We start from the raw sequence: 19,208 nt of genomic DNA, 5'->3' as shown, positions 1-19,208 counted from the left end.
CCCCCCCCATCCACGTCTTGAGCGCGCGGATCGAAGAACGTGGATGCCCGGAACAAGTCCGGGCATGACGGAGTAAGCGGCATGCTCGATAACCCTCGACACGACGGATCCGTCGACGAATCCTCTCTCCGCTACGAAGGCTGGCGCATCGTTGCGGTCTGCTTCCTGCTCGCGACCTTCGGCTGGGGGCTCGGCTTCTACGGCCAGAGCGTCTATGTCGCCGAGCTCCAGCGTGCGCACGGCTGGTCGGCCTCGCTGATCTCGTCGGCCACGACGTTCTTCTATCTGTTCGGCGCGCTGCTCGTCGTCTTCGTCGGCGAAGCCGTCAACAAGTACGGCCCGCGCCTCGGCCTGATCGCAGGGACGCTGGCGATGTCGGCCGCGGCGGTCGCGATCGGCGCGGTGCGCGAACCGTGGCAGCTTTATCTCGCGAACGCCGTGCTCGCCTTCGGCTGGGCCGGCACGAGCCTGGCCATGATCACCAACACGATCAGCCTGTGGTTCGACCAGAAGCGCGGCATGGCGATCAGCCTCGCGCTGAACGGCGCAAGCTTCGGCGGCATCGTCGGCGTGCCGCTGCTGGTGAGCTTGATCGGCCATGTCGGCTTCGCCAGCGCTATGTTTATCGTCGCCGGCGCCATGCTGGTACTGCTCGTGCCGGTGATCCTGATTGTCGTCGGCCGCCCGCCCGATCTCCATGGCCGGCGCGCCGCGACGAAAACGAAGCCGCAATCGTCGGCGCAGATTCGTAGCCAGGCGTTGCGCGATGTCGGCTTCCTCACCGTGACCATTGCCTTTGCTTTGGTGCTGTTCGCGCAGGTCGGCTTCATCGTCCACCTGATCTCGTTCCTCGATCCCGTGATCGGGCGCGAGCGCGCGGCCGTCGCGGTTGCGGTGCTGACCGCGATGGCGGTGATCGGCCGGGTGCTGTTCTCGCTGGTGATCGACCGACTCAACCAGCGGCTCGCCTCGGCGCTGTCGTTTCTGAGCCAGGCCGTGGCGCTTCTCGTCGTCATCAATTTGCACAATGATTACGTGCTGATCGCCGCCTGCGCGTTATTCGGCTTCTCGGTCGGCAATCTCATCACGCTGCCGTCGCTGATCGTGCAGCAGGAATTCGATTCCGCCTCGTTCGGCGTGCTGATCAGCCTCAACACTGCGATCAACCAGGTGACCTATGCGTTCGGCCCCGGCGTGGTCGGTTTTCTGCGCGATTTCTCCGGTGGCTATGAGCTGCCGTTCTATCTGTGTATTGCGCTGGAGCTGGTGGCCGCGGCGTTGATCATGGTGCGGGGGCACACAAGGCGATCGACCGCTTCAGTCTGATCGCGGCGCGCGCGGTGCCCGCTTGGGCGACCTCGCCTTTCCCAATGCCGCGACCCGCATGAGGCGGCGAAAATGCAGGCATTCCATGTGACTTGGCGCCGGACAGGCCGCGGCATGGCGCAGGCCGTCGCGCATCGCGATAAGCTTGCGGATCGTTCGGTCCAACTCGTCGGCCTTGGCGGCAAGCTTCCGCCGGTCGATACGCGGCCTTCCGTCGGGTGCGAACATCCGGGCAACTTCATCGAGCGAGAAGCCCGCCGCGCGCCCCAGCGCGATCAGCGCCAGGCGATCCAGGATCTCCAGATCGAACAGCCGGCGCAGGCCGCGCCTGCCGATCGGGGCAATCAACCGCTTTTCCTCATAGAATCGCAGCGTCGACGCCGGAACACCGGAGCGCCGTGCGACTTCGGCGATATCGATCGTCATCACGCCTCTTGACCTCAAGTTCACTTGAACTGGCAGTATGCCGCGTCCAACGCCGCCAAGGCAAGACGAAAGGGGAAACCATCATGGACGCTATGCAGAAGGCGATTGAGCAGATGAGGCTTTGGAATGGTCCCGCCGGACGCGCCTGGGTCGAGACCCAGGACATCCTGGATGAGATGTTCAAGCAATTCGAGAGGCCGCTGTGCGAGGCCGTTCCTGCCGGCTCCAATCGTCGCGTTCTGGACGTCGGCTGCGGCACTGGTGGTCTGACCGTTGCGGTCGCTCGAAAGCTCGGGCAAGGCGGCCGTGTGGTCGGCATCGACATCTCCGCGCCGATGATCGGGGCGGCGCTGGCCCGCGCCGAGCGCGAAGGCACCTCGGCCAGCTTTATCTGCGCCGATGCGCAGCACCATAAATTCGACCCGGCGAGCTTCGATACGATCATTTCACGTCTCGGCGTGATGTTCTTCGAAGACCTCGTTGCGGCCTTCGCAAATCTGAGGCGCGCTGCCGCCGAAGGCGCCGGGCTCGCCGTCGTTGCATGGCGGGGCGCAGCGGAGAATCCGTTCATGACGGCGGCCGAACGAGCCGCCGCGCCCCTTCTGCCGAATATGCCTGCCCGTCCATCCGGCGGTCCGGGGCAGTTCGCCTTCGCTGACAAAGATCGGGTCAGGACCATCCTGCTGGAGAGCGGCTGGACCGAGATCGACATCCGGCCGGTGGATATTCCATGCCGCTTTCCTGCCAGCGAACTCGCTCGCTATGTCGGTTGGCTGGGACCCGTCGGAACGATCCTGCAGGACGCCGACAGGGGATTGCGCGAAAGGGTCGTGGATGCGGTGCGGCCCGCCTTCGCCCCCTACGTGGAGGCAGATGCGATCCGTTTTACCGCCGCATGCTGGATGATCCAGGCGCGGGCTTCAACCGACGCGGCAGGCGAGGTCTCGAATGGGTGAAATGATTGAATTTCTGGTCGGCGCCGCCTTGATCGGATCCGGTGCAACGGCCGTGATCGATGGTTGGGCAGTTCTCCGCGCGCATGTTCTTGGAATCCCATCGCTAGACTATGGACTCCTAGGTCGCTGGCTCATCCTGCTCGCGCGCGGACAGTATCGGCATCTTAAGATCGCGGCACCCGATCCGGCTCCACGCGAGCGCCTGATTGGGTGGGCCGCGCACTACCTGATCGGCATTGCGTTCGCGGCCGTCTTGCTGGCGATCTGGGGGCTCGATTGGCTGCATTCCCCGCGTGTCGGCCCCGCATTGATCGTCGGAATCGGCAGCGTGGCGGCACCTTTCCTGATCATGCAGCCGGGCATGGGCCTCGGCATTGCAGCCCATCACGCGCCACGTCCCAACGTGGCGCGTCTCAACACGCTACTCACGCATGCCGTGTTCGGCGTCGGGCTCTATGTGGCCGGATGGGTCCTGAGGCTCGTGCAGTGGCGAGGTGCGGACTAGGCCTCCCGCTGCTTCAGCAGCTCCTCCACATCCAGCCGCTTCGTGAACATCGAAAGCTTGCCGTCCGGCCCGAATGGCCATTGCTCCCGCGGCTTGTCCCAATACAGCTCCACACCGTTCTGGTCCGGATCGCGCAAATACAGCGCCTCGCTGACGCCGTGGTCGCTGGCGCCGTCGAGCGCAATGCCGGCCGAGAGCACGCGGTGCAACGCATCCGCCAGCGCCGGCCGCGTCGGATAGAGGATCGCGGTGTGATAGAGCCCGGTCGCATCAGGCGGCGGCGGCGAGCCGCCCTTGCTCTCCCAGGTGTTGAGCCCGATGTGGTGGTGATAGCCGCCGGCCGAGATGAAGGCCGCGCCCGAGCCCATGCGCTGCATCAGCTCGAAACCGAGCACGCCGCAATAGAAGCCCAGCGCGCGATCGAGATCGGCGACTTTGAGATGGACGTGGCCGATCCTGGTGCCGGCGGCGACGGCTTGGTTTTGCGACATGCGGCTGCTCCGTTGATGAACTCCACATAAGTCCGGCCTCGGGACAGTGCTACCGGCCGATCCCGAAACCCAGCGTTTCCGGATAGGCAACTTACGACAGCTCCCGCACCTCGCCCTCCGGCAGCTCGAACTCAAACGTGTTCAGCGTCATCGACACCAGCGTGTAATAGCCGCAGAGACCAATCACCTCGACCACGCCGCGCTCGCCGAGCAGCTTCACCGCCTCGTCATAGAGGCCCTTCTCGACGCCGTGGCCCTCATGCAGCGATTTTGCGACGTCGTAGATCATCTTAGCCCTGGGATCGTCGAAGACGGGCGTGCGGCGGTCGCGGATCGCGTCGATGATGTCAGGGTCCATGCCGCCCGCAAGCGCCAGCCGCTTGTGCGCGTACCATTCGTAATGGGCGGTCCAGTGCCGCGCCGTCACCAGGATCGCGATCTCCGAAAGTTTCGCGGGAAATATCGTATCGTAACGCAGGACCTCGCCGAGCCGCGTGGCGTGACGGGCCATGTCGGGGCTGTTGAGCCAGGCCATCATCGGTGCCGGCGGCCTGCCGCGCTTGCCGGCAATCGACTCGTCATAGGTCTGCCGCTGGCTCTCGTTCATTTCGCCAGGCGAAAGAAGCTTCAGGCGCATTGTTGTTTCCTCTTTGTTTTCAAGCTCGCCGTGGCGGCGACTATAGCGGATGCGTGACACGGAAGTGGTTGAATTCCGCGGGAGCTTGGCCCAGAGTCGCGCCCAACAAACCGACATAGATTGATGGAAACGACCTATGACTGACTCCAGGGCCAGCGAGACTGAGACCGCCGATCTCGAAACATTCCGCAGCGAAACGCGCGCCTGGTTGGAAGCCAATTGCCCGCCGGAAATGCGCAAGCCCGCGACGTCCGACGCCGACGTGTTCTGGGGTGGACGTAACGCAAAATTTTCGTCCGAGCCGCAACGCATCTGGTTCGAACGCATGCGCGACAAGGGCTGGACCGTACCGGACTGGCCGAAGGAATATGGCGGTGGGGGCCTAAGCGCCGCCGAGCACAAGGTGCTGCGCGCGGAGATGGCCAGGATCGGCGCGCGGCCCCCGCTGTCGAGCTTCGGGATCTGGATGCTCGGGCCGGCGCTGCTGAAATACGGCAACGATGCCCAGAAGAAGGAGCATCTGCCAAAGATCGCCGCGGGCCTGATCCGCTGGTGTCAGGGCTATTCCGAGCCGAACGCCGGCTCCGATCTCGCCTCGCTGCAGACCCGCGCCGAGAGCGACGGCGATGATTTCATCATTACGGGGTCGAAGATCTGGACCTCCTATGCCAACTACGCCGACTGGATCTTCTGCCTCGTTCGCACCGATGCCGCCGCGAAGAAGCATGACGGCATCAGCTTCATCCTGTTCGACATGACCTCGAAGGGCGTGACGACCAAGCCGATCCTCCTGATCTCCGGCTACTCGCCGTTCTGCGAGACTTTCTTCGACAATGTCCGCGTGCCGAAATCGCATGTGGTCGGCACCGTCAATCGCGGCTGGGACGTCGCAAAATATCTGCTCCAGCATGAGCGCGCGATGATATCAGGCATGGGCGAGCGCGGCGTCGGCCGTCCGCTGGGCCAGATTGCGGCCGATTCCGTCGGCACCGATGCGCAGGGACGGCTCGACGATTCCATGCTGCGTGGCCGCATCGCCAGCTTCGACGTCGACGAAGCGGCCCTTGCCGCCTGCGCCGAGCGCGCGGTCGATCTCGCCAAGGCCGGTCAGGCCCATCCGGCGTTCTCGTCGGCGATGAAATATTACGGGACCGAGCTCAACAAGCGCCGTTACGAGATCCTGATGTCGGCCGGCGGCGTCGATGCATTGGAATGGGAGAGCGAACGTTCGAAGCAAGGAGCGCGTCCGCGCGCTTGGCTGCGTACCAAGGCCAACTCGATCGAGGGCGGCACCACGGAGGTCATGCTCGGCATCGTCGCCAAGCGCATCCTCGATCTACCGGGGGCCTAGGATAAGCCTCATCCTGAGGAGCGGCCGTCAGGCCGCGTCTCGAAGGATGAGTCGGGCCTGCATGGTTCGAGACGGCGCTCCGCGCCTCCTCACCATGAGGGTCACCACGAATTCAGCCGAACCGCACTTTGTTGGAAACACGTACATGGCCCTCGTCCTCACCGAAGAACAATCGATGCTCCGCGACAGCGCGCGCGGGCTGATCAGCGACAAGGCGCCGGTGTCGCATTTGCGGCATCTGCGCGATAGCAAAGACCCCATCGGCTTCTCCAGGGAGTTTTGGCATTCCTTGGCCGAGATGGGTTTTGCCGGCTTGCTGGTGCCGGAAGAGTTCGGCGGCAGCGGCCTCGGCTGTGTCGAGGCCGGGGTGGTGATGGAGGAGATCGGCCGCACGCTGATGCCCTCGCCCTTCCTCGCAACCAGCGTGGTCGCGGCCTCGGCACTGAACCGTGGCGGCAATGCCGCGCAGAAGTCGGAGTATCTGCCGAAGATTTCCAACGGCTCCCTGCTCGCGACGCTCGCGATCGACGAGGGCGCAAAACACCGCCCGCTTCAGACCAGCCTCCAGGCCGTGCGCGCCGGCAACGGCTTCAAACTCTCCGGCGCCAAGGCGCTGGTGGTCGACGGTCACGTTGCCGATCTCCTCATCGTCGCTGCGCGTACGGCCGGCTCAGCCGGCGAGCGCGACGGGCTGACGCTGTTCCTGGTCAACCCCAAGGCCAAGGGCGTTGCGATCGAGCGCACCATCATGGTCGACGCGCACAATGCGGCGCGGATCGAGCTTGCCAATGTCGAGGTCAACGCCGACAGCGTGCTCGGCGAAGTCGACCAGGGAGGCGGGCTGCTCGAGGGCGTGCTCGATATCGGACGGGGCGCAGTGGCCTCCGAAATGGTGGGTCTGAGCGAAGAGGTGTTCAACCGCACCGTCGAGTACCTGAAGAGCCGCAAGCAGTTCGGCAAGCTGATCGGCGAATTCCAGGCGCTGCAGCACCGCGCCGCCGAACTCTATGTCGATATCGAGATCACCCGCGCCGCCGTGATGAAGGCGCTGCAAGCGCTCGATACGGACGTCGCCAAGGCGGCGTCAGCCGTCGCAGTGGCGAAAGCTCGCGCCGGCACCACCGCCACGCGCGCGGTGCAGGAAGGCGTGCAGATGCATGGCGGCATGGGCATGACCGACCAGTTCGACATCGGCTTCTTCATGAAGCGCGCGCGTGTGTGCGAGGAATTGTTCGGCGACGCCAATTACCACACCGAGCAGCTGGCAAGGGCGCGGGGGTATTGAGGCGAGGGTACCAATGGGCACAGCTGCGCCTCGAATAGAGGTGTGGTCCCGGCGAAGGCCGGGACCCATAACCCCAGGGAGCAGTTTGAGAAGACTCGGAGTTGCTAGCTGCCGCTACAATTTCCGATGGTGGTTATGGGTCCCGGCCCCCCGTGCGCAATTGCGCACTAGGCCGGGACGACAAAGACCTCTTACCGCACCGGCGGCGCGTACTGCACGCCGCCCGCATTCCACAGCTGGTTCATGCCACGCGGGATCTTCAGCTTCGACTTCTCGCCGATGTTGCGCTCGTACATCTCGCCGTAATTGCCGACGTGGCGGATGATGCGGACCACCCAATCCTTGGTCAGGCCGAGCTGCTCGCCGTAATTGCCCTCGGTGCCGACCAGCCGCATCACTTCCGGCTTCTTCGACTTCAGGGCCTCGTCGATGTTCTCCGAGGAGACGCCGAGCTCCTCGGCGTTGATCATCGCGTACAGCGTCCACTTCACGATCATCATCCAGTCGTCGTCGCGCTGGCGCACGACGGGGGCGAGCGGCTCCTTGGAGATCATGTCCGGCAGGATCATGCTGTCGCCGGGCTTCGACAGGTTCAGCCGCAGCGCGTAGAGCTGGGAGACATCGGCGGAGAGCGTGTCGCATTTGCCGGTGTCGTAGGCTTTCACCACGTCGTCCAGCTTGTCGAACTTCACCTCTTCATACTTCATGTTGTTGGCACGGAAGTAATCCGCGACATTGAGCGCCGTGGTGGTCCCGGTCTGGACGCAGACCTTGCTCCCGGTCAGGTCCAGCGCGGTCTCCTTGTTGCGCGCGCGCGGCAGCATGAAGCCTGCGCCGTCGTAATAGGCGACCGCGGGGAAATAGAGATCGTAGTCGAGCTCGCGCGCCATGCTCCAGGTCGAGTTGCGCGAGAGGATGTCCACTTTCCGGCTCTGCAATTCCTTGAAGCGCTCGTTGGCATCGAGCGCGACGAATTTCGCCTTGCTCGGGTCGTTGAAGATCGCGGAAGCCACCGCGCGGCAGAAATCGACGTCGAAGCCGGTCCAGTTGCCCTTGTCGTCGGGGATCGAGAAGCCCGGCAGGCCCTTGTTGACGCCGCACAGCACTTCGCCGCGGCGGACGGTGCGCTTCAACGTGCGGGTGTCGTAGAATTCGTAGATGATGGCCAGGACGGCGACCAGCACGGCGACTGCGAGCCCGATCAGCAGGCCGCCACGAAAAGTGCGCATCATGTTGCTCTCTCGAAAAATCGGGAAAAGGAATATTCGCTAATGCGAGGAGATCAGAGTTCGGGCTTCTGCCGGATGACGACCTTGGTGCCGACAGGGACGCGATCGTAGAGATCGGCGACGTCGCGGTTGACGAGTCGGAAGCAGCCGGAGGAGACCTTGGTGCCGATCGTGTCGGGCCGGTTGGTGCCGTGGATGCGGTAGACCGTGGTGCCCAGATACATGGCGCGCGCACCGAGCGGATTACCGGGGCCGCCGGCCATGAAGCGCGGCAGATAAGGTTGGCGCTGGATCATCTCCGGCGGCGGCGTCCAGTCCGGCCACTCCTTCTTGTTGGTGATGTTCACCAGACCCTGCCACTGAAAACCGTCGCGGCCGACGCCGATGCCGTAGCGGATCGCACGACCGCCAGGCTGCACCAGATAGAGATGCCGTTCGGCGGTCGAGATGATGAGGGTGCCGGGCGCTTCGGTGGTGCGGAAGTAGACGACCTGCTTCTGCCATTCCGGATCGAGTTCATAGGCATCGTCGGCGACCAGGCCCGGCTCGTCGCCGCGGTCGGGCTGCTGGGCGTAGGCGTGGGGCGCGGACAGGATCAGGCCGATCGCAGCCACAAACATCCCGGTCAGGCGACGAAAATCCGTCATTTCAAGCTCTCCCCGCGGCCAAGGCCAAATCATCTGGAACCATCAAATCTCAGGGCCATCTTCATGGCAAGTTCAAGGCACCCTTAGACCATATGTCACGAGAATGCTTTGGTTTTTTGACGGACCGCGCGCAATGCCACAAACGGGGGATGGCGCGAAAAGCAGTGGTCGCAGCATCCTCACCGCGCGCGGCCTGTCAGATCTGGTTATTCTCAGCCGCGATCCCGAGCCGCCGGACGATCTCCGTCCCCACGGCCCGGGCCTCAGGCCTCGAACCGATGCGAGGGCTGCGAAACCGTTGTCCTGACTGCAATCGGATCACGACGATGCAGTGCTCGTCCTCGGAGCGGCCGCGGCGCTCGACCGTGATCGTCTTGACGTCGCGCCCTTCGATGTGGTCGGCGCGCAACGTGCCGTCGCCCCACAGGCGTTCGATCCGGATATCGCCCTGGCGGATGATCCAGAACGGGCCGGTCACAAGGTTGGCATAACGGGAAACGCCAAAAGCGGCGAGCGCGCCGACGGGCAGCAGCACGATGTCGACCGACCCGGGCGACAGGCCACGCCAGAGCCTGTAGGCGTAGGGAACGGCGCACAATGCGACGACGATCAGTGCGACGATCCTGATGTCTCTCTTCGAGAACGGCTCGAGGGGGTCGCCGAGACGCATCTCGGGATTGCTGGCATCGAGCGGATTGACCGGAGATTCGACGTCGGGGACGTCGAATTGCGCGGCGATCCGCGCCACCGTGTCGTGCACATGGGTGACATCGGCGATCGGCGGCGAGGTCAGGCGTTCTCCGGAGGCCAGCGTGAAGGCCAGCTGAAAGCGGGCTTTCGCCCTCTTGCTGCCGGGAACCTGCAATCCCTTGATGTCGTCCTTGGCGACGATCCGCGTCCGCAGTCTTCCGAACGGGCGCTGCTCGCCGATCAAGATCTCGTCCGGCGTGATGATCCACACCACCGCCGGCGCCAGCATGATGATTCCGACGAACGCGGCTCCCACCAGCAGGGCGACCACGGAGATGGTCACTTCCAGGATGTCATGGGTGAACAGGCCCGGCGTGAAGCACAGCGCAACGGCGGCCGCAAAGCCGGACATGACCAGCCGCTGCGCAATCGAGGCGCCTTCACGAAGGCGAATGTCGGTGCTGTTAGTGGCGTCGTCCATCGCGGGCGGCTGATTACGTGGCCCGCGAAACTCCACGGACGGGTCCGTGGAGTCAAGCAACAAGGGCGCGACCCGTGCCGGGCGTCAGCTATTGGCGTTCAGCAGCTTTGCCACGGTGCGATCGATCTCGTCATAGCGGCCTTCGCCCTCGTGCTGGAACACGATCTTGCCGTCCTGGTCGATGATGTACTGCGCCGGCCAATATCGGTTGCGGTAAGCGTTCCAGGTCCTGGAATCATTGTCCTGCGCCACCGGATAGGTGATGCCGTGGCGCTTCAGGGCGGCCTGCACATTGGACGCCGAGCGCTCGAACGGGAATTCCGGCGTGTGCACGCCGACCACGACGAGGCCCTTGTCCTTGTACTTGGCATAGAGATCGGTGACGTGCGGCAATGTGTTGACGCAGTTGACGCAGCCATAGGTCCAGAAGTCCACCAGCACGACCTTGCCGCGGAGATCGGCGATATTAAGCGGCTTCGAGTTGAACCAGTTGTTGATGCCGGCGAAGTCGGGCGCGGTGTCCTGGCTGGCGGCGGCGGTGACGACAGGGACAGCGCGCGCGGCCTCGTCGCAGATGCCGGGGATGACGGCGCCGGTTACGGCGATGCCGACCAGTGCGGCGGAGACGGCGAGCAGCTTGAAAGTCATGGAAAGATCCTCCGGTGAAGCTGAGGGATGATCACAGGCCGATCTGGCCGGTGGGATAGAAGCCGGTGAGCCACGCCACGATCAGCGTGTCGTATTGGAAGTAGGCGGCAAGCGCGAAGCCGATCACGACGACGCCAAAGCCCTGCTGCAGCCGTGGCGAAATGCGCGCGAGACTGCGCACGCGCGTGGTCGCGGCCTGCCCGCCATAGGCGATCGCCAGCATGGGAATCGCCGCGCCGATGGCGTAGGCGATCAGCAGCGTGCCGGCCCAGGTCGCCTTCTCAGTCGTTGCGACCAGCGTCAGGATCGAGCCGAGCACCGGGCCGGCACAGGGCGTCCAGACCAGGCCGAGCGTGGTGCCGAGCACGAGCCCGCCGAGTGCGCCCTCGCGCTGCGTGGCGCTGGAGTTGCCGAGATCGAGCCAGCCGTTGAGCCGGATCGACAGCCATTCGAACGGCGCCGGCCACAGCATCAACAGGCCGAAGCCGAGCAGCAGGATCGAGGCCGCTTCGCGCAGCACGTTCGGATCGAAATTAAACAGCCGCGTGATGGCGCCGAGCAGCAGCGCGGTCGCGGAGAACGAGATGACGAAGCCGAGCGCGATCATCGCCGGACGCAGATGCGAGCTGCGGCCGATTGAGGCGCCGAGCAGGATCGGCAGCATCGGCAGCGTGCACGGCGCGGCGATGGTGAGGATGCCGGCGAGGGCAGCGAAGAGAAGTTCGAGCATGGGGCACTCGTGGAGAGGGTCACGAGGGCAGTTCGGGATGAGAGAGGCAGTCGTTACGCCGCGTCACGCCTTCGTGACGGGAGTGCTGCTGCCGCAGCGGTGCCCCAAGCACAAAACGACCCGGAGGGGGGCATCCCGTCCGGGTCGTTGGAGGTCTTGGGAGGTTTAACGAAACCGTATGTGAGCTTTATAGGAGGGAAGTTTTTCCGCCTGATGTTGTGCTTTGTTTCAATTGTTTCGTCGCCGGTAACACTTCCGTGTCCGAGATAGGGCCAAAGCCAATGGCCTATCCCATTGAAATATCTGAATTTCAGGCGGCGAAGCGCTCGACGCCACAGCCCTTAAGCAATTCGGCCAGTTGCTTGCGGGCGTAGAACATCCGGGTCTTCACCGTGCTCTGCGGGATGCCGATGATCTGGCCGACCTCCTCCACCGACTTCTCGTGGTAGTAGACCAGCGTGATGATCTCGCGATGCGCGGGCGACAGCTTCTGGACGCAGGCGCGCAGGATGGCGCTGGTGTCGCTGCGGTCGAGCGAGGTCTCCGGCGTGTCGCAACCATCGGCGATCTGGCGCACGTCTTCCTGGTCGATATCCTCGAAGCGGCGCTGGCGCATCGCAGTCAGCGCCTTGAAGCGAGCGATCGAGAGCAGCCAGGTCGAAACCTGCGAGCGGCCCTGGAATTGGCCGGCGGTCCGCCACACGTCCAGAAACACCTGGCTGACCAGGTCTTCCGCCGTGGTCGCGTCGCGCACGATCCGCAGGATGAAGCGGTAGACGCGCACATTGTGCCGGCAATAAAGGATGTGCATGGACGTCCGGTTGCCGTCGGCAATGCTTTCGAGAAGCATGTCGTCCGAGGTCGCCTGAGCGGCAATGATGCTCTGGCTGGCTTGGGCGTTGATGGCGATGACGTTCGGCATTGACTTGGCTCCCCGTAGCGCCGCAACCGAGCGGCGTTTCCTTGGACCAAAGTGTTAATGAGCCAACGTTTCGGGACGTCTGCACGAAAAGCGGAAAATGGTTTCGTGCGCCGACAAATTGTTTCGTCGAATTAGCCGCGACGAAACATTCGGGGCAAAAAAGCGTGTAATTTCAATGTACGGAAAATACGGGGGGGGATTAGGCAGCGAGCGGATGCGCCGGGAACGTATTTCGGGCCTTTGCGTTCGCACTCCCGTGTCGTCCTGGACAAGCGAGCAAAGCGAGCGCCGATCCATGACCCATGACCCCAGGGAGACGTTTTGCGGAAACGCGTGGTTGCCAGCCTCGCGCCACAATCTCTGCCTGGGGTAATGGGTCCTGGCCTTCGCCAGGACGACGATGGGAGGCGCTACGCCTTCTCGCCCGCCGGCGAGAACAGATAGCCGCCGCCGCGGATGGTGCGGATCACGGCGGGTTTTGCCGGATCGGGCTCGATCTTGCGGCGGATGCGCATGATGCGCAGGTCGACGGCGCGGTCGAAGGCTTCGGCGTCGCGGGCATTGGCCAATTCCAGCAGGCGCTCGCGCGACAGCACGCGCTTCGGATTGGCCGCGAACACTTTCAAGAGCCCGAACTCGGATGCGGTCAGCGGATGCTCGTTGCCCTCGTCGTCGCGCAAGGCCTGCGCTTCGAGATCGAGCCACTTCGTCCCGAACCGTACCAATTGCTCCTTGTCCGATTTCGCAGCCGCCGTGTCCGCCACGGCTTTCGCCGGCGCGCTCCGGCGCAGCACCGAGCGGATGCGTGCCATCAGCTCACGCAGCTCGCACGGCTTGGCCACGTAATCGTCGGCGCCGAGCTCGAGGCCGACGACGCGGTCGATCGGGCTTGCCGTCGCCGTCAGCATGATCACCGGCACGTTCATGCGGCTCTTGAGGTCGCGGATGATCGAGAGCCCGTCTTCCTCCGGCATGTTGAGGTCGAGCACGACGAGATCGGGCATGCTGCCGTCGATCGCCGTGCGCAACGACTTGCCGCCGTCGCACAGCGTCACGGTGAAGCCGTGCATCTTGAGGTAATCGCCGACCATCTCCCGGGCTGGGGCCTCGTCGTCGACGATCATGATGTGCTGGCTTTGGGTCATGGTCCTGAGATCACGAAATTTCGGTCGCGGGGAGGGTGATGGTGAAGGTCGAGCCCTTGCCGGGGCCCTCGCTCTCGGCGGTCACCTCGCCGCCGTGCATGTCGATAATACGCTTGACGATGGACAACCCAAGCCCGGTCGAGCTCTCGCCGGCGGTCGGTTTTGCCGACAGCCGCTGGAACCGGCCGAACAGGCGGCCGAGATCTTCCGGCGACAGGCCGGCGCCCTCGTCGCTGACGCGGACGATGGTGTCGCCGCCCTCATGGCTGACGACGACGCCGATCTTGCCGCCGATCGGTGAGTATTTGATGGCGTTGCTGATCAGATTGTCGATCGCCTCGCGGATGCGGTCGGTGTCGCACATGGTGACGACGTTGACGGGCGCGGTGACGCTGATCGCCTGCTGCTTGTTGACGGCGAGCGGCTGGTTGGCCTCGGCGACCTCCTTGACCAGGGCCGCGACGTCGACGGGCTCGCGGCGGATGGTGATGTCGAAGGCATCGGCCATCGCATCCGAGATCAGATGATCGACCATCGTGGTCAGGCGCTTGGTCGCATCGCGGATGTGATCGACCTGGGCCACGACGCCGCCTGACGACGCGCCGGTCGAGATCAACTCCTTCAGCATCTCGGTGCGGCCGAGGATGACGCCGAGCGGATTCTTCAGATCGTGGGCAACGGTGCCGAGGATCTCGTTCTTGAAGCCGTTGGCGCGTTGCAGCCGCAGCCATTGCGCCGAGAGGCGGCGGTTGGCCTGCATCAGCGCGCGGGTGCGCTGGGCGACGCGGTCTTCCAGCTGGGTGTTGGCGGCCTGGAGCTGCTGGTAGAGGATGACGTTGTCGAAGGCGATCGAGAGCCGGCTGGAGAAGATCTCGACCAGCGAGCGGTCGGTCTCGGACAGCTCGCGCTCGGCCTGAAGCAGCACCACGACCTCGCGGCCGCTTCCGGTGCGCAAATAGATCACGCTGCGGTGGTCGGCGAATTCGTTCTTGCGGCCCTGGAACGCGGCTTCCACCATCGCGCGCAGATCGGGGTCGAGCGCCTTCGACGAGGTGGTGCCGATGAAGCGGCTGTAGCAGCCGCTGCCGGCGAGCACCGAGAGCTCGGGGTCGATGCCGCCATTGTCGCGCAAAACCAGGATACCGGCGCAATCGACGTTGAGCAGCGAGGCAAGCTGGGTCAGCACGCCCTCGGCGAGCCGTTGCATCGACTTGAAATCGTACAGCGTCGAAGCCGCGTCGATGATGATCTCGAGCCCGCGCCTTGTCTGCAGCATGCGCTCGAGCTGCTGGTAGGAGCGCAGTGCCGCGGTCAGCGAGGTGAACAGCTTGTCGGCGGTGAGCTCGGTCTTGGCCTTGTAGTCGTTGATGTCGTACTGCACGATCACGCGCCGTTCGGGCGCTTGACCGGGCTGTCCGGTGCGCAGGATGATGCGCACGGTCTCGTTCTTGAGCTCGTTGCGGATATACTCGACCAGCTCGAGGCCGGCGACGTCCGTCTCCATGATGACGTCGAGCAGCACGGCGGCGATGTCGTTGTGCGCGGCCATCAGCTTGCGACCTTCGGCCGCGGAATGGGCGGAGAGGATCTCCAGGCCCTGGCCGTTGAGGGAATAGTCCGAGAGCGCAAAACGCGTACCGTCATGCACGGCCGGATCGTCGTCGATGACGGCGATCTTCCATTTCCGGGCGTCAACATCCTCCGATGCGGTACCGGTGTCGTCGATCAGGTGGAGGACATCGTCCTGTTCGGCCATTGAGAAGTCCCGTCAGTCTCTGTGCTTTGCCCGCCGCCCTTGGCGACCCGGGGCATGATAATGCGAAAAGTAGTGCCTTGTCCCAGCTTGGATTCCAGCATCATGCGACCGCCGAGCTGCTGGGTGACGAGGTTATAGACGATATGGAGGCCGAGTCCCGTGCCACCTTCATTGCGCCTGGTGGTAAAGAATGGGTCAAAGGCCTGGCGCTGCACGTCGGAGGTCATGCCGGCCCCGTCATCGGTGAAGATGATCTCGACGTCGTCGGCCCCGCGGGGCCGCGCCGAGATCGTGATCGTGCCGGCGCGGCCGTCGGCAAAGGCGTGGTTGGCGGCATTGAGGAACAGGTTGGTCAGGATCTGGCCGTAGGAGCCGGGATAGCCGTCGAGCAGCAGTCCCTCGGGCATGTCGACATGGAGCGTGATCGGCGACCGCTTCAGCACCGGCCGCAGGCTCGCGATGATCTGCTCGGTGGCTTCGCTCAGGGAGAACTGCCGCCGCTCGGCATGGGAGCGGTCGACCGCAACCTGCTTGAACGACTGGATCAGCTCGCCGGCGCGCTGGAGATTGGCGACGAGCTGCTGCGAGGCGTCGCGCGAGGACTGCACGAATTCTTCCAGCTGCGAGCGGCGCAGGCCGCCGTCGCCCTTGAGCTGGGCCTCGAAGATTTCGGTGCGCCGGGCAAAGCTCGACGCAACGGTGAGGCTGATGCCGATCGGGTTGTTGACCTCGTGCGCGACGCCGGCGACGAGGCCGCCGAGGGCTGCGAGCCTCTCGGCATCGATCAGATTCTGCTGCGCGGCGTTGAGCTCGAGCAGCGCGCTTTCGGCCTTCTCCTTGGACGCGCGCAGCTCGTCCTCGGTCTGGCGCTTCGCGATGGCGTTCTCGCGGAACACTTCCACCGCGCGCGCCATGGCCCCGACCTCGTCGCGCGCGCGCGTGCCCTGCACCTCGCGGCCGAGGTCGCCGAGCGTGATCGCGCGCATCGCCGCCATGATCTGCTGCAGCGGCAGCCGGATCGACAGCGCGATCAGCACGCCGGCGGTGAGGATGATGCCGAGGAAGATCACGGCGATGGAAAGAACGCGACGGGAAATGTCCGCCAGCGTGCGGTCGAACGTCTCCTGCGCCTTTTGCTCGCGCTGGCGCATCTTGGTGGAGAGATCGTCGATGGCGCCGATCGCCTCGGCCTGGTTGGCGTCGATGGTGTTGCGCAGCAGCTCGGTACGGTTCGTGAGCTGCTCGGAGAGCTTTGCAAAACCCTCGCGCAGCGCGGCGGTCCGGGCGGCGAGTCGTCGCAGCGCCATGCGCTGGAGGTCGTTGTCGGCGAGATCGATCATCACGGGGATGGTCTTCTCGATGGTCTCGGTGTTGCGGCGGGCGTCGTCGGCCGCACCCGATGACAGCGACAGATAGTAGGAATTGGCCGCGACCAGCATCGCGGTGAAGGCCTCGCGCGACTTGCCCAGCGAAGGCCAGATCAGCGCGTCGCGATGGCCGGTGGCGCCTTCGATGATGGAGTAAAGGCCGGCCATGTCCCTGGCCGGTGCCTGCACCTGATCCTCGTAGGTCTTCGCGATGGTGGCCTGCACGCCGCGCAGCTCGCCGAAGCCGTTGAGGAAGCGGTCGGTGGTGCGCTCCAGCTCCTCGACCGAGCCCGACAGCATCGGGTCCTTGGCGGCGCGATTGGTCAGCGTCCCCAGCACCGCCTCGCGCAGCAGCAGGATCTCGGCGAACAGGTCGGGGCTCGGCTGGTTGATGTAGCGGTGGATCAGATTGTGCAGCCGCCCGGTCTCGCTTTCGAGCAGCGCCAGAATCCGGTCGGATTCGCGCACCTGGCGCACGTCGTCCCAGGCTGAGCCGAGCACCTGCGAGCCGTTCCAGATCAGCCCGACCAGCACGATGACCACGGCGGAGTTCAGCGCCGCGATCGACAGGATGCGCCAACGGATCGGCACCGCCCGGAGCACGCCGACCAGCCGCGCGCGCAGCCGCCCCATCGGGCCGGGCGACCTGTCTGCATGCTCGCTGTGTCCAAGCCCGGGCAAGAGGCCTCACTCCACCTTGCGAATGCGTTCGATCAGCGCGGCCGCGGCCGGATCCTGCCCGGCCTTGGCGTAGATCGCGACCATCGCGTCTTCGAACGGCTTGCGGTCGATATCCCTGACGATGGTGACGCCCGCTGCTTCCGCCTTGCGCTGTGACTGCTCCTCCAGGTCGCGCCATTTCTCGCGCATGAAGCGGCTGGAGCGCTGTGCGGCTTCCCTGAAGATGGTTTGCTCGTCGGCCGACAGGCTTTTCCAGGCCTTCAGCGAGATCACCAGCACTTCGGGGCTCATGGTGTGCTCGGTGAGGGCGAGATAGCCGGCATGTTTGTAATGGTCCGTCGTCACGTAGGATGGCCAGTTGTTCTCGGCGCCGTCGATCAGGTGGTTGGCAAGCCCGGCAAGCACCTGCCCATAGGGCATCTCGACCGGCTCCGCGCCGAGCGCGCGGATCATCTGGCTCATCAACTCCGACTGCTGCACCCGGATCCGCAATCCCTTGAGGTCCGCGACGTTTCTGACCGGGCGGGCGCCGTTGTAGATCGATCGCGCGCCGGAATCGTAGAAGGCGAGGCCAACGAAGCCGTAGGGCTCGAAGCTGCCGAGGATCTCGCTGCCGATCGGCCCGTCCAGCACCTTCTGCATGTGCTCGATGGACCGGAACAGGAACGGCATCGCCAGCACGTTCATCGCCGGAACGAAATTGCCGATCAGCGCCACATTGGTCCGGTTGAGATCGATCGCACCGACCCGGGTCTGCTCGATGGTCTCCTTCTCCTCGCCGAGTTGGCGGGAGTGGAAGACCTTGACCTCGTGCCGACCGCCGCTGCGCTCGGCGATCAGGGCGCCCATGTAGCGCAGCGCCTGCACGGTCGGATAATCCTCGGTCTGGGTGTCGGCGGCGCGGAACTCACGCGCAGCAGCTCCCGTCGCGCAGAGGGCGATCAAAAGCGCGACGAAAACCACCCCGGTCCGCGTGCGTTCGGCACGGTTCAACACTGGCACACTCAACCCCTCAGTGGTGGAGTCTATGGCGGGAGGAAAAGGTTCAATGCAATCTAGCAGATGGTCGTGGGAAGGCCATCCCGCCGGGCGCCTCGACGTGATTGTGCGGCGCGGCCGGGGCTCATTCCCGGTTGAAACCGCAAATGCCGCGCCTTAAGCAGGGGCAGCCGCTTTCGTCGGTGCGGCATGGAAAGAGCCATCGTGACTTCAGCATCGCGCCTTTCGCAGGTCGTCGCCGTTTTTGCGGCCCTCTCATTGGCCGCGCCGGTGCGGGCCGCGACCGACATCGCGTGGTGGCACGCCATGTCCGGCGAACTCGGCCGCCAACTGGAAAAGCTCGCCTCCGACTTCAACGCCTCGCAGCCGGATTATCGCGTGGTGCCAACTTACAAGGGCAGTTACACCGAGACGGTGACGGCCGCGATCTTCGCCTTCCGCTCGCGCAGCCAGCCCGCGATCGTCCAGGTCAACGAGGTCGCCACCGCCACCATGACCGCGGCCAAGGGCGCGATCTATCCCGTGTTCAGCCTGATGCGGGACATGAAGGAGCCGTTCTCGCTCAATGACTACCTTCCCGCGGTCTCCGGCTACTACACCGATGCGGCCGGCAATCTCTTGTCCTTCCCTTTCAATTCGTCGACGCCGATTCTTTATTACAACAAGACCATGTTCCGCGACGCAGGGCTCGATCCGGAGGCGCCGCCGAAGACCTGGCCGGAGCTTGGCGCTGCTGCAAAACGCCTGCGCGATCGCGGCGCGGTGTGCGGCTTCACCACCTCCTGGCCGTCCTGGATCCATGTCGAGAATTTTTCAGCCTTCCACAATCTGCCGCTGGCAACGCGGGCGAACGGCTTTGCCGCGTTGGATGCCGAGCTGACCATCAACAATCCGTCTCTCGTGCGTCACGTCTCCGAGCTCAGCGAGTGGCAGAAA

General features: G+C 64.5%; 19 protein-coding genes. 6 read left to right on the top strand and 13 right to left on the bottom strand.

The features are described from left to right. Positions 1-81: 81 nt before the first annotated feature. On the top strand, positions 82-1,326 hold the full coding sequence (locus tag IVB32_RS37765) for an MFS transporter (RefSeq protein ID WP_018455992.1): 1,245 nt from the start codon (positions 82-84) through the stop codon (positions 1,324-1,326). Here IVB32_RS37765 and IVB32_RS37760 read toward each other — a convergent pair. Beyond that, entirely contained in the window at positions 1,318-1,755 is a 438-nt protein-coding gene (locus tag IVB32_RS37760) for a helix-turn-helix domain-containing protein (RefSeq protein WP_026233065.1), read from the bottom strand. The genes IVB32_RS37765 and IVB32_RS37760 overlap by 9 nt on opposite strands. Before the next feature lie 80 nt (positions 1,756-1,835). On the opposite strand from IVB32_RS37760, the gene IVB32_RS37755 reads away from it, so the two are divergent. After that, positions 1,836-2,708 (top strand): class I SAM-dependent methyltransferase, encoded by an 873-nt coding sequence (locus tag IVB32_RS37755; RefSeq protein ID WP_026233066.1) that lies wholly within the window; start codon positions 1,836-1,838, stop codon positions 2,706-2,708. After that, positions 2,701-3,213, top strand: coding sequence for a DUF2938 domain-containing protein (locus IVB32_RS37750; RefSeq protein WP_018455995.1), 513 nt, complete (start codon positions 2,701-2,703; stop codon positions 3,211-3,213). The genes IVB32_RS37755 and IVB32_RS37750 overlap by 8 nt, the downstream gene beginning before the upstream one ends. Here IVB32_RS37750 and IVB32_RS37745 read toward each other — a convergent pair. Together IVB32_RS37745 and IVB32_RS37740 are read right to left on the bottom strand one after the other, a co-directional pair. Next, positions 3,210-3,704 carry a VOC family protein gene (locus IVB32_RS37745; protein ID WP_018455996.1) on the bottom strand — a complete coding sequence of 165 codons (495 nt, stop codon included), beginning with the start codon at positions 3,702-3,704 and terminating at the stop codon, positions 3,210-3,212. The genes IVB32_RS37750 and IVB32_RS37745 overlap by 4 nt on opposite strands. A 91-nt stretch (positions 3,705-3,795) precedes the next feature. Further along, positions 3,796-4,341: a carboxymuconolactone decarboxylase family protein gene (locus tag IVB32_RS37740; protein ID WP_018455997.1), complete on the bottom strand. Its 546-nt coding sequence runs from the start codon at positions 4,339-4,341 to the stop codon at positions 3,796-3,798. Positions 4,342-4,477: 136 nt separating this feature from the next. Here IVB32_RS37740 and IVB32_RS37735 point away from each other — a divergent pair, with 136 nt between their 5' ends. Together IVB32_RS37735 and IVB32_RS37730 are read left to right on the top strand one after the other, a co-directional pair. Further along, positions 4,478-5,692 carry an acyl-CoA dehydrogenase family protein gene (locus tag IVB32_RS37735; RefSeq protein ID WP_247370494.1) on the top strand — a complete coding sequence of 405 codons (1,215 nt, stop codon included), beginning with the start codon at positions 4,478-4,480 and terminating at the stop codon, positions 5,690-5,692. 145 nt (positions 5,693-5,837) lie between these two features. Next, positions 5,838-6,977, top strand: coding sequence for an acyl-CoA dehydrogenase family protein (locus IVB32_RS37730; protein WP_247370491.1), 1,140 nt, complete (start codon positions 5,838-5,840; stop codon positions 6,975-6,977). A gap of 191 nt (positions 6,978-7,168) precedes the next feature. Here IVB32_RS37730 and IVB32_RS37725 read toward each other — a convergent pair whose 3' ends face one another. The 10 genes from IVB32_RS37725 to IVB32_RS37680 form a co-directional block, all read right to left on the bottom strand. Next, the gene (locus IVB32_RS37725; RefSeq protein WP_026233067.1) at positions 7,169-8,206 is read right to left on the bottom strand and encodes an amino acid ABC transporter substrate-binding protein; all 1,038 of its coding nucleotides are present in this window, start codon (positions 8,204-8,206) and stop codon (positions 7,169-7,171) included. Positions 8,207-8,259: 53 nt separating this feature from the next. Then, positions 8,260-8,853 carry a L,D-transpeptidase gene (locus IVB32_RS37720; protein WP_007597994.1) on the bottom strand — a complete coding sequence of 198 codons (594 nt, stop codon included), beginning with the start codon at positions 8,851-8,853 and terminating at the stop codon, positions 8,260-8,262. A 196-nt stretch (positions 8,854-9,049) separates the two neighbouring features. Then, positions 9,050-10,024 (bottom strand): hypothetical protein, encoded by a 975-nt coding sequence (locus tag IVB32_RS37715; RefSeq protein WP_247370489.1) that lies wholly within the window; start codon positions 10,022-10,024, stop codon positions 9,050-9,052. 84 nt (positions 10,025-10,108) lie between these two features. Beyond that, entirely contained in the window at positions 10,109-10,672 is a 564-nt protein-coding gene (locus tag IVB32_RS37710; protein ID WP_247370486.1) for a thioredoxin family protein, read from the bottom strand. A gap of 31 nt (positions 10,673-10,703) precedes the next feature. After that, positions 10,704-11,402 (bottom strand): cytochrome c biogenesis CcdA family protein, encoded by a 699-nt coding sequence (locus IVB32_RS37705; protein ID WP_018456004.1) that lies wholly within the window; start codon positions 11,400-11,402, stop codon positions 10,704-10,706. 310 nt (positions 11,403-11,712) lie between these two features. Beyond that, on the bottom strand, positions 11,713-12,324 hold the full coding sequence (locus tag IVB32_RS37700) for a sigma-70 family RNA polymerase sigma factor (RefSeq protein WP_018456005.1): 612 nt from the start codon (positions 12,322-12,324) through the stop codon (positions 11,713-11,715). A 410-nt stretch (positions 12,325-12,734) separates the two neighbouring features. Next, positions 12,735-13,469, bottom strand: a complete 735-nt coding sequence (locus tag IVB32_RS37695; RefSeq protein WP_247370483.1) for a response regulator — start codon at positions 13,467-13,469, stop codon at positions 12,735-12,737. A 10-nt stretch (positions 13,470-13,479) separates the two neighbouring features. Further along, entirely contained in the window at positions 13,480-15,225 is a 1,746-nt protein-coding gene (locus IVB32_RS37690) for a DUF3369 domain-containing protein (RefSeq protein ID WP_018456007.1), read from the bottom strand. Then, positions 15,195-17,225 (bottom strand): ATP-binding protein, encoded by a 2,031-nt coding sequence (locus IVB32_RS37685; RefSeq protein ID WP_085385497.1) that lies wholly within the window; start codon positions 17,223-17,225, stop codon positions 15,195-15,197. The genes IVB32_RS37690 and IVB32_RS37685 overlap by 31 nt, the downstream gene beginning before the upstream one ends. Positions 17,226-17,279: 54 nt before the next feature. Then, on the bottom strand, positions 17,280-18,275 hold the full coding sequence (locus IVB32_RS37680) for a TRAP transporter substrate-binding protein (protein ID WP_026233068.1): 996 nt from the start codon (positions 18,273-18,275) through the stop codon (positions 17,280-17,282). Positions 18,276-18,461: 186 nt separating this feature from the next. Between IVB32_RS37680 and IVB32_RS37675 the strand changes: the two genes are divergently transcribed. Beyond that, the coding region (locus tag IVB32_RS37675) for an extracellular solute-binding protein (protein ID WP_247413051.1) at positions 18,462-19,208 on the top strand (747 nt) is incomplete at its 3' end.

The sequence above is a fragment of the Bradyrhizobium sp. 23 genome (genome assembly GCF_023073295.1).
Classification (GTDB): Bacteria; Pseudomonadota; Alphaproteobacteria; order Rhizobiales; family Xanthobacteraceae; genus Bradyrhizobium; species Bradyrhizobium canariense_D.
Note: the sequence above shows the minus strand (reverse complement) of the source record. Positions and strands in the feature narration are given on the sequence as shown.

Excerpts from the sequence above, each read along its gene's own strand:
- IVB32_RS37765 (WP_018455992.1), top strand. The coding sequence starts at position 82 with ATGCTCGATAACCCTCGACACGACGGATCCGTCGACGAATCCTCTCTC.
- IVB32_RS37755 (WP_026233066.1), top strand. The coding sequence starts at position 1,836 with ATGGACGCTATGCAGAAGGCGATTGAGCAGATGAGGCTTTGGAATGGT.
- IVB32_RS37750 (WP_018455995.1), top strand. The coding sequence starts at position 2,701 with ATGGGTGAAATGATTGAATTTCTGGTCGGCGCCGCCTTGATCGGATCC.
- IVB32_RS37745 (WP_018455996.1), bottom strand. The coding sequence starts at position 3,704 with ATGTCGCAAAACCAAGCCGTCGCCGCCGGCACCAGGATCGGCCACGTC.
- IVB32_RS37740 (WP_018455997.1), bottom strand. The coding sequence starts at position 4,341 with ATGCGCCTGAAGCTTCTTTCGCCTGGCGAAATGAACGAGAGCCAGCGG.
- IVB32_RS37735 (WP_247370494.1), top strand. The coding sequence starts at position 4,478 with ATGACTGACTCCAGGGCCAGCGAGACTGAGACCGCCGATCTCGAAACA.
- IVB32_RS37730 (WP_247370491.1), top strand. The coding sequence starts at position 5,838 with ATGGCCCTCGTCCTCACCGAAGAACAATCGATGCTCCGCGACAGCGCG.
- IVB32_RS37725 (WP_026233067.1), bottom strand. The coding sequence starts at position 8,206 with ATGCGCACTTTTCGTGGCGGCCTGCTGATCGGGCTCGCAGTCGCCGTG.
- IVB32_RS37720 (WP_007597994.1), bottom strand. The coding sequence starts at position 8,853 with ATGACGGATTTTCGTCGCCTGACCGGGATGTTTGTGGCTGCGATCGGC.
- IVB32_RS37715 (WP_247370489.1), bottom strand. The coding sequence starts at position 10,024 with ATGGACGACGCCACTAACAGCACCGACATTCGCCTTCGTGAAGGCGCC.
- IVB32_RS37710 (WP_247370486.1), bottom strand. The coding sequence starts at position 10,672 with ATGACTTTCAAGCTGCTCGCCGTCTCCGCCGCACTGGTCGGCATCGCC.
- IVB32_RS37705 (WP_018456004.1), bottom strand. The coding sequence starts at position 11,402 with ATGCTCGAACTTCTCTTCGCTGCCCTCGCCGGCATCCTCACCATCGCC.
- IVB32_RS37700 (WP_018456005.1), bottom strand. The coding sequence starts at position 12,324 with ATGCCGAACGTCATCGCCATCAACGCCCAAGCCAGCCAGAGCATCATT.
- IVB32_RS37695 (WP_247370483.1), bottom strand. The coding sequence starts at position 13,469 with ATGACCCAAAGCCAGCACATCATGATCGTCGACGACGAGGCCCCAGCC.
- IVB32_RS37690 (WP_018456007.1), bottom strand. The coding sequence starts at position 15,225 with ATGGCCGAACAGGACGATGTCCTCCACCTGATCGACGACACCGGTACC.
- IVB32_RS37685 (WP_085385497.1), bottom strand. The coding sequence starts at position 17,225 with ATGGGGCGGCTGCGCGCGCGGCTGGTCGGCGTGCTCCGGGCGGTGCCG.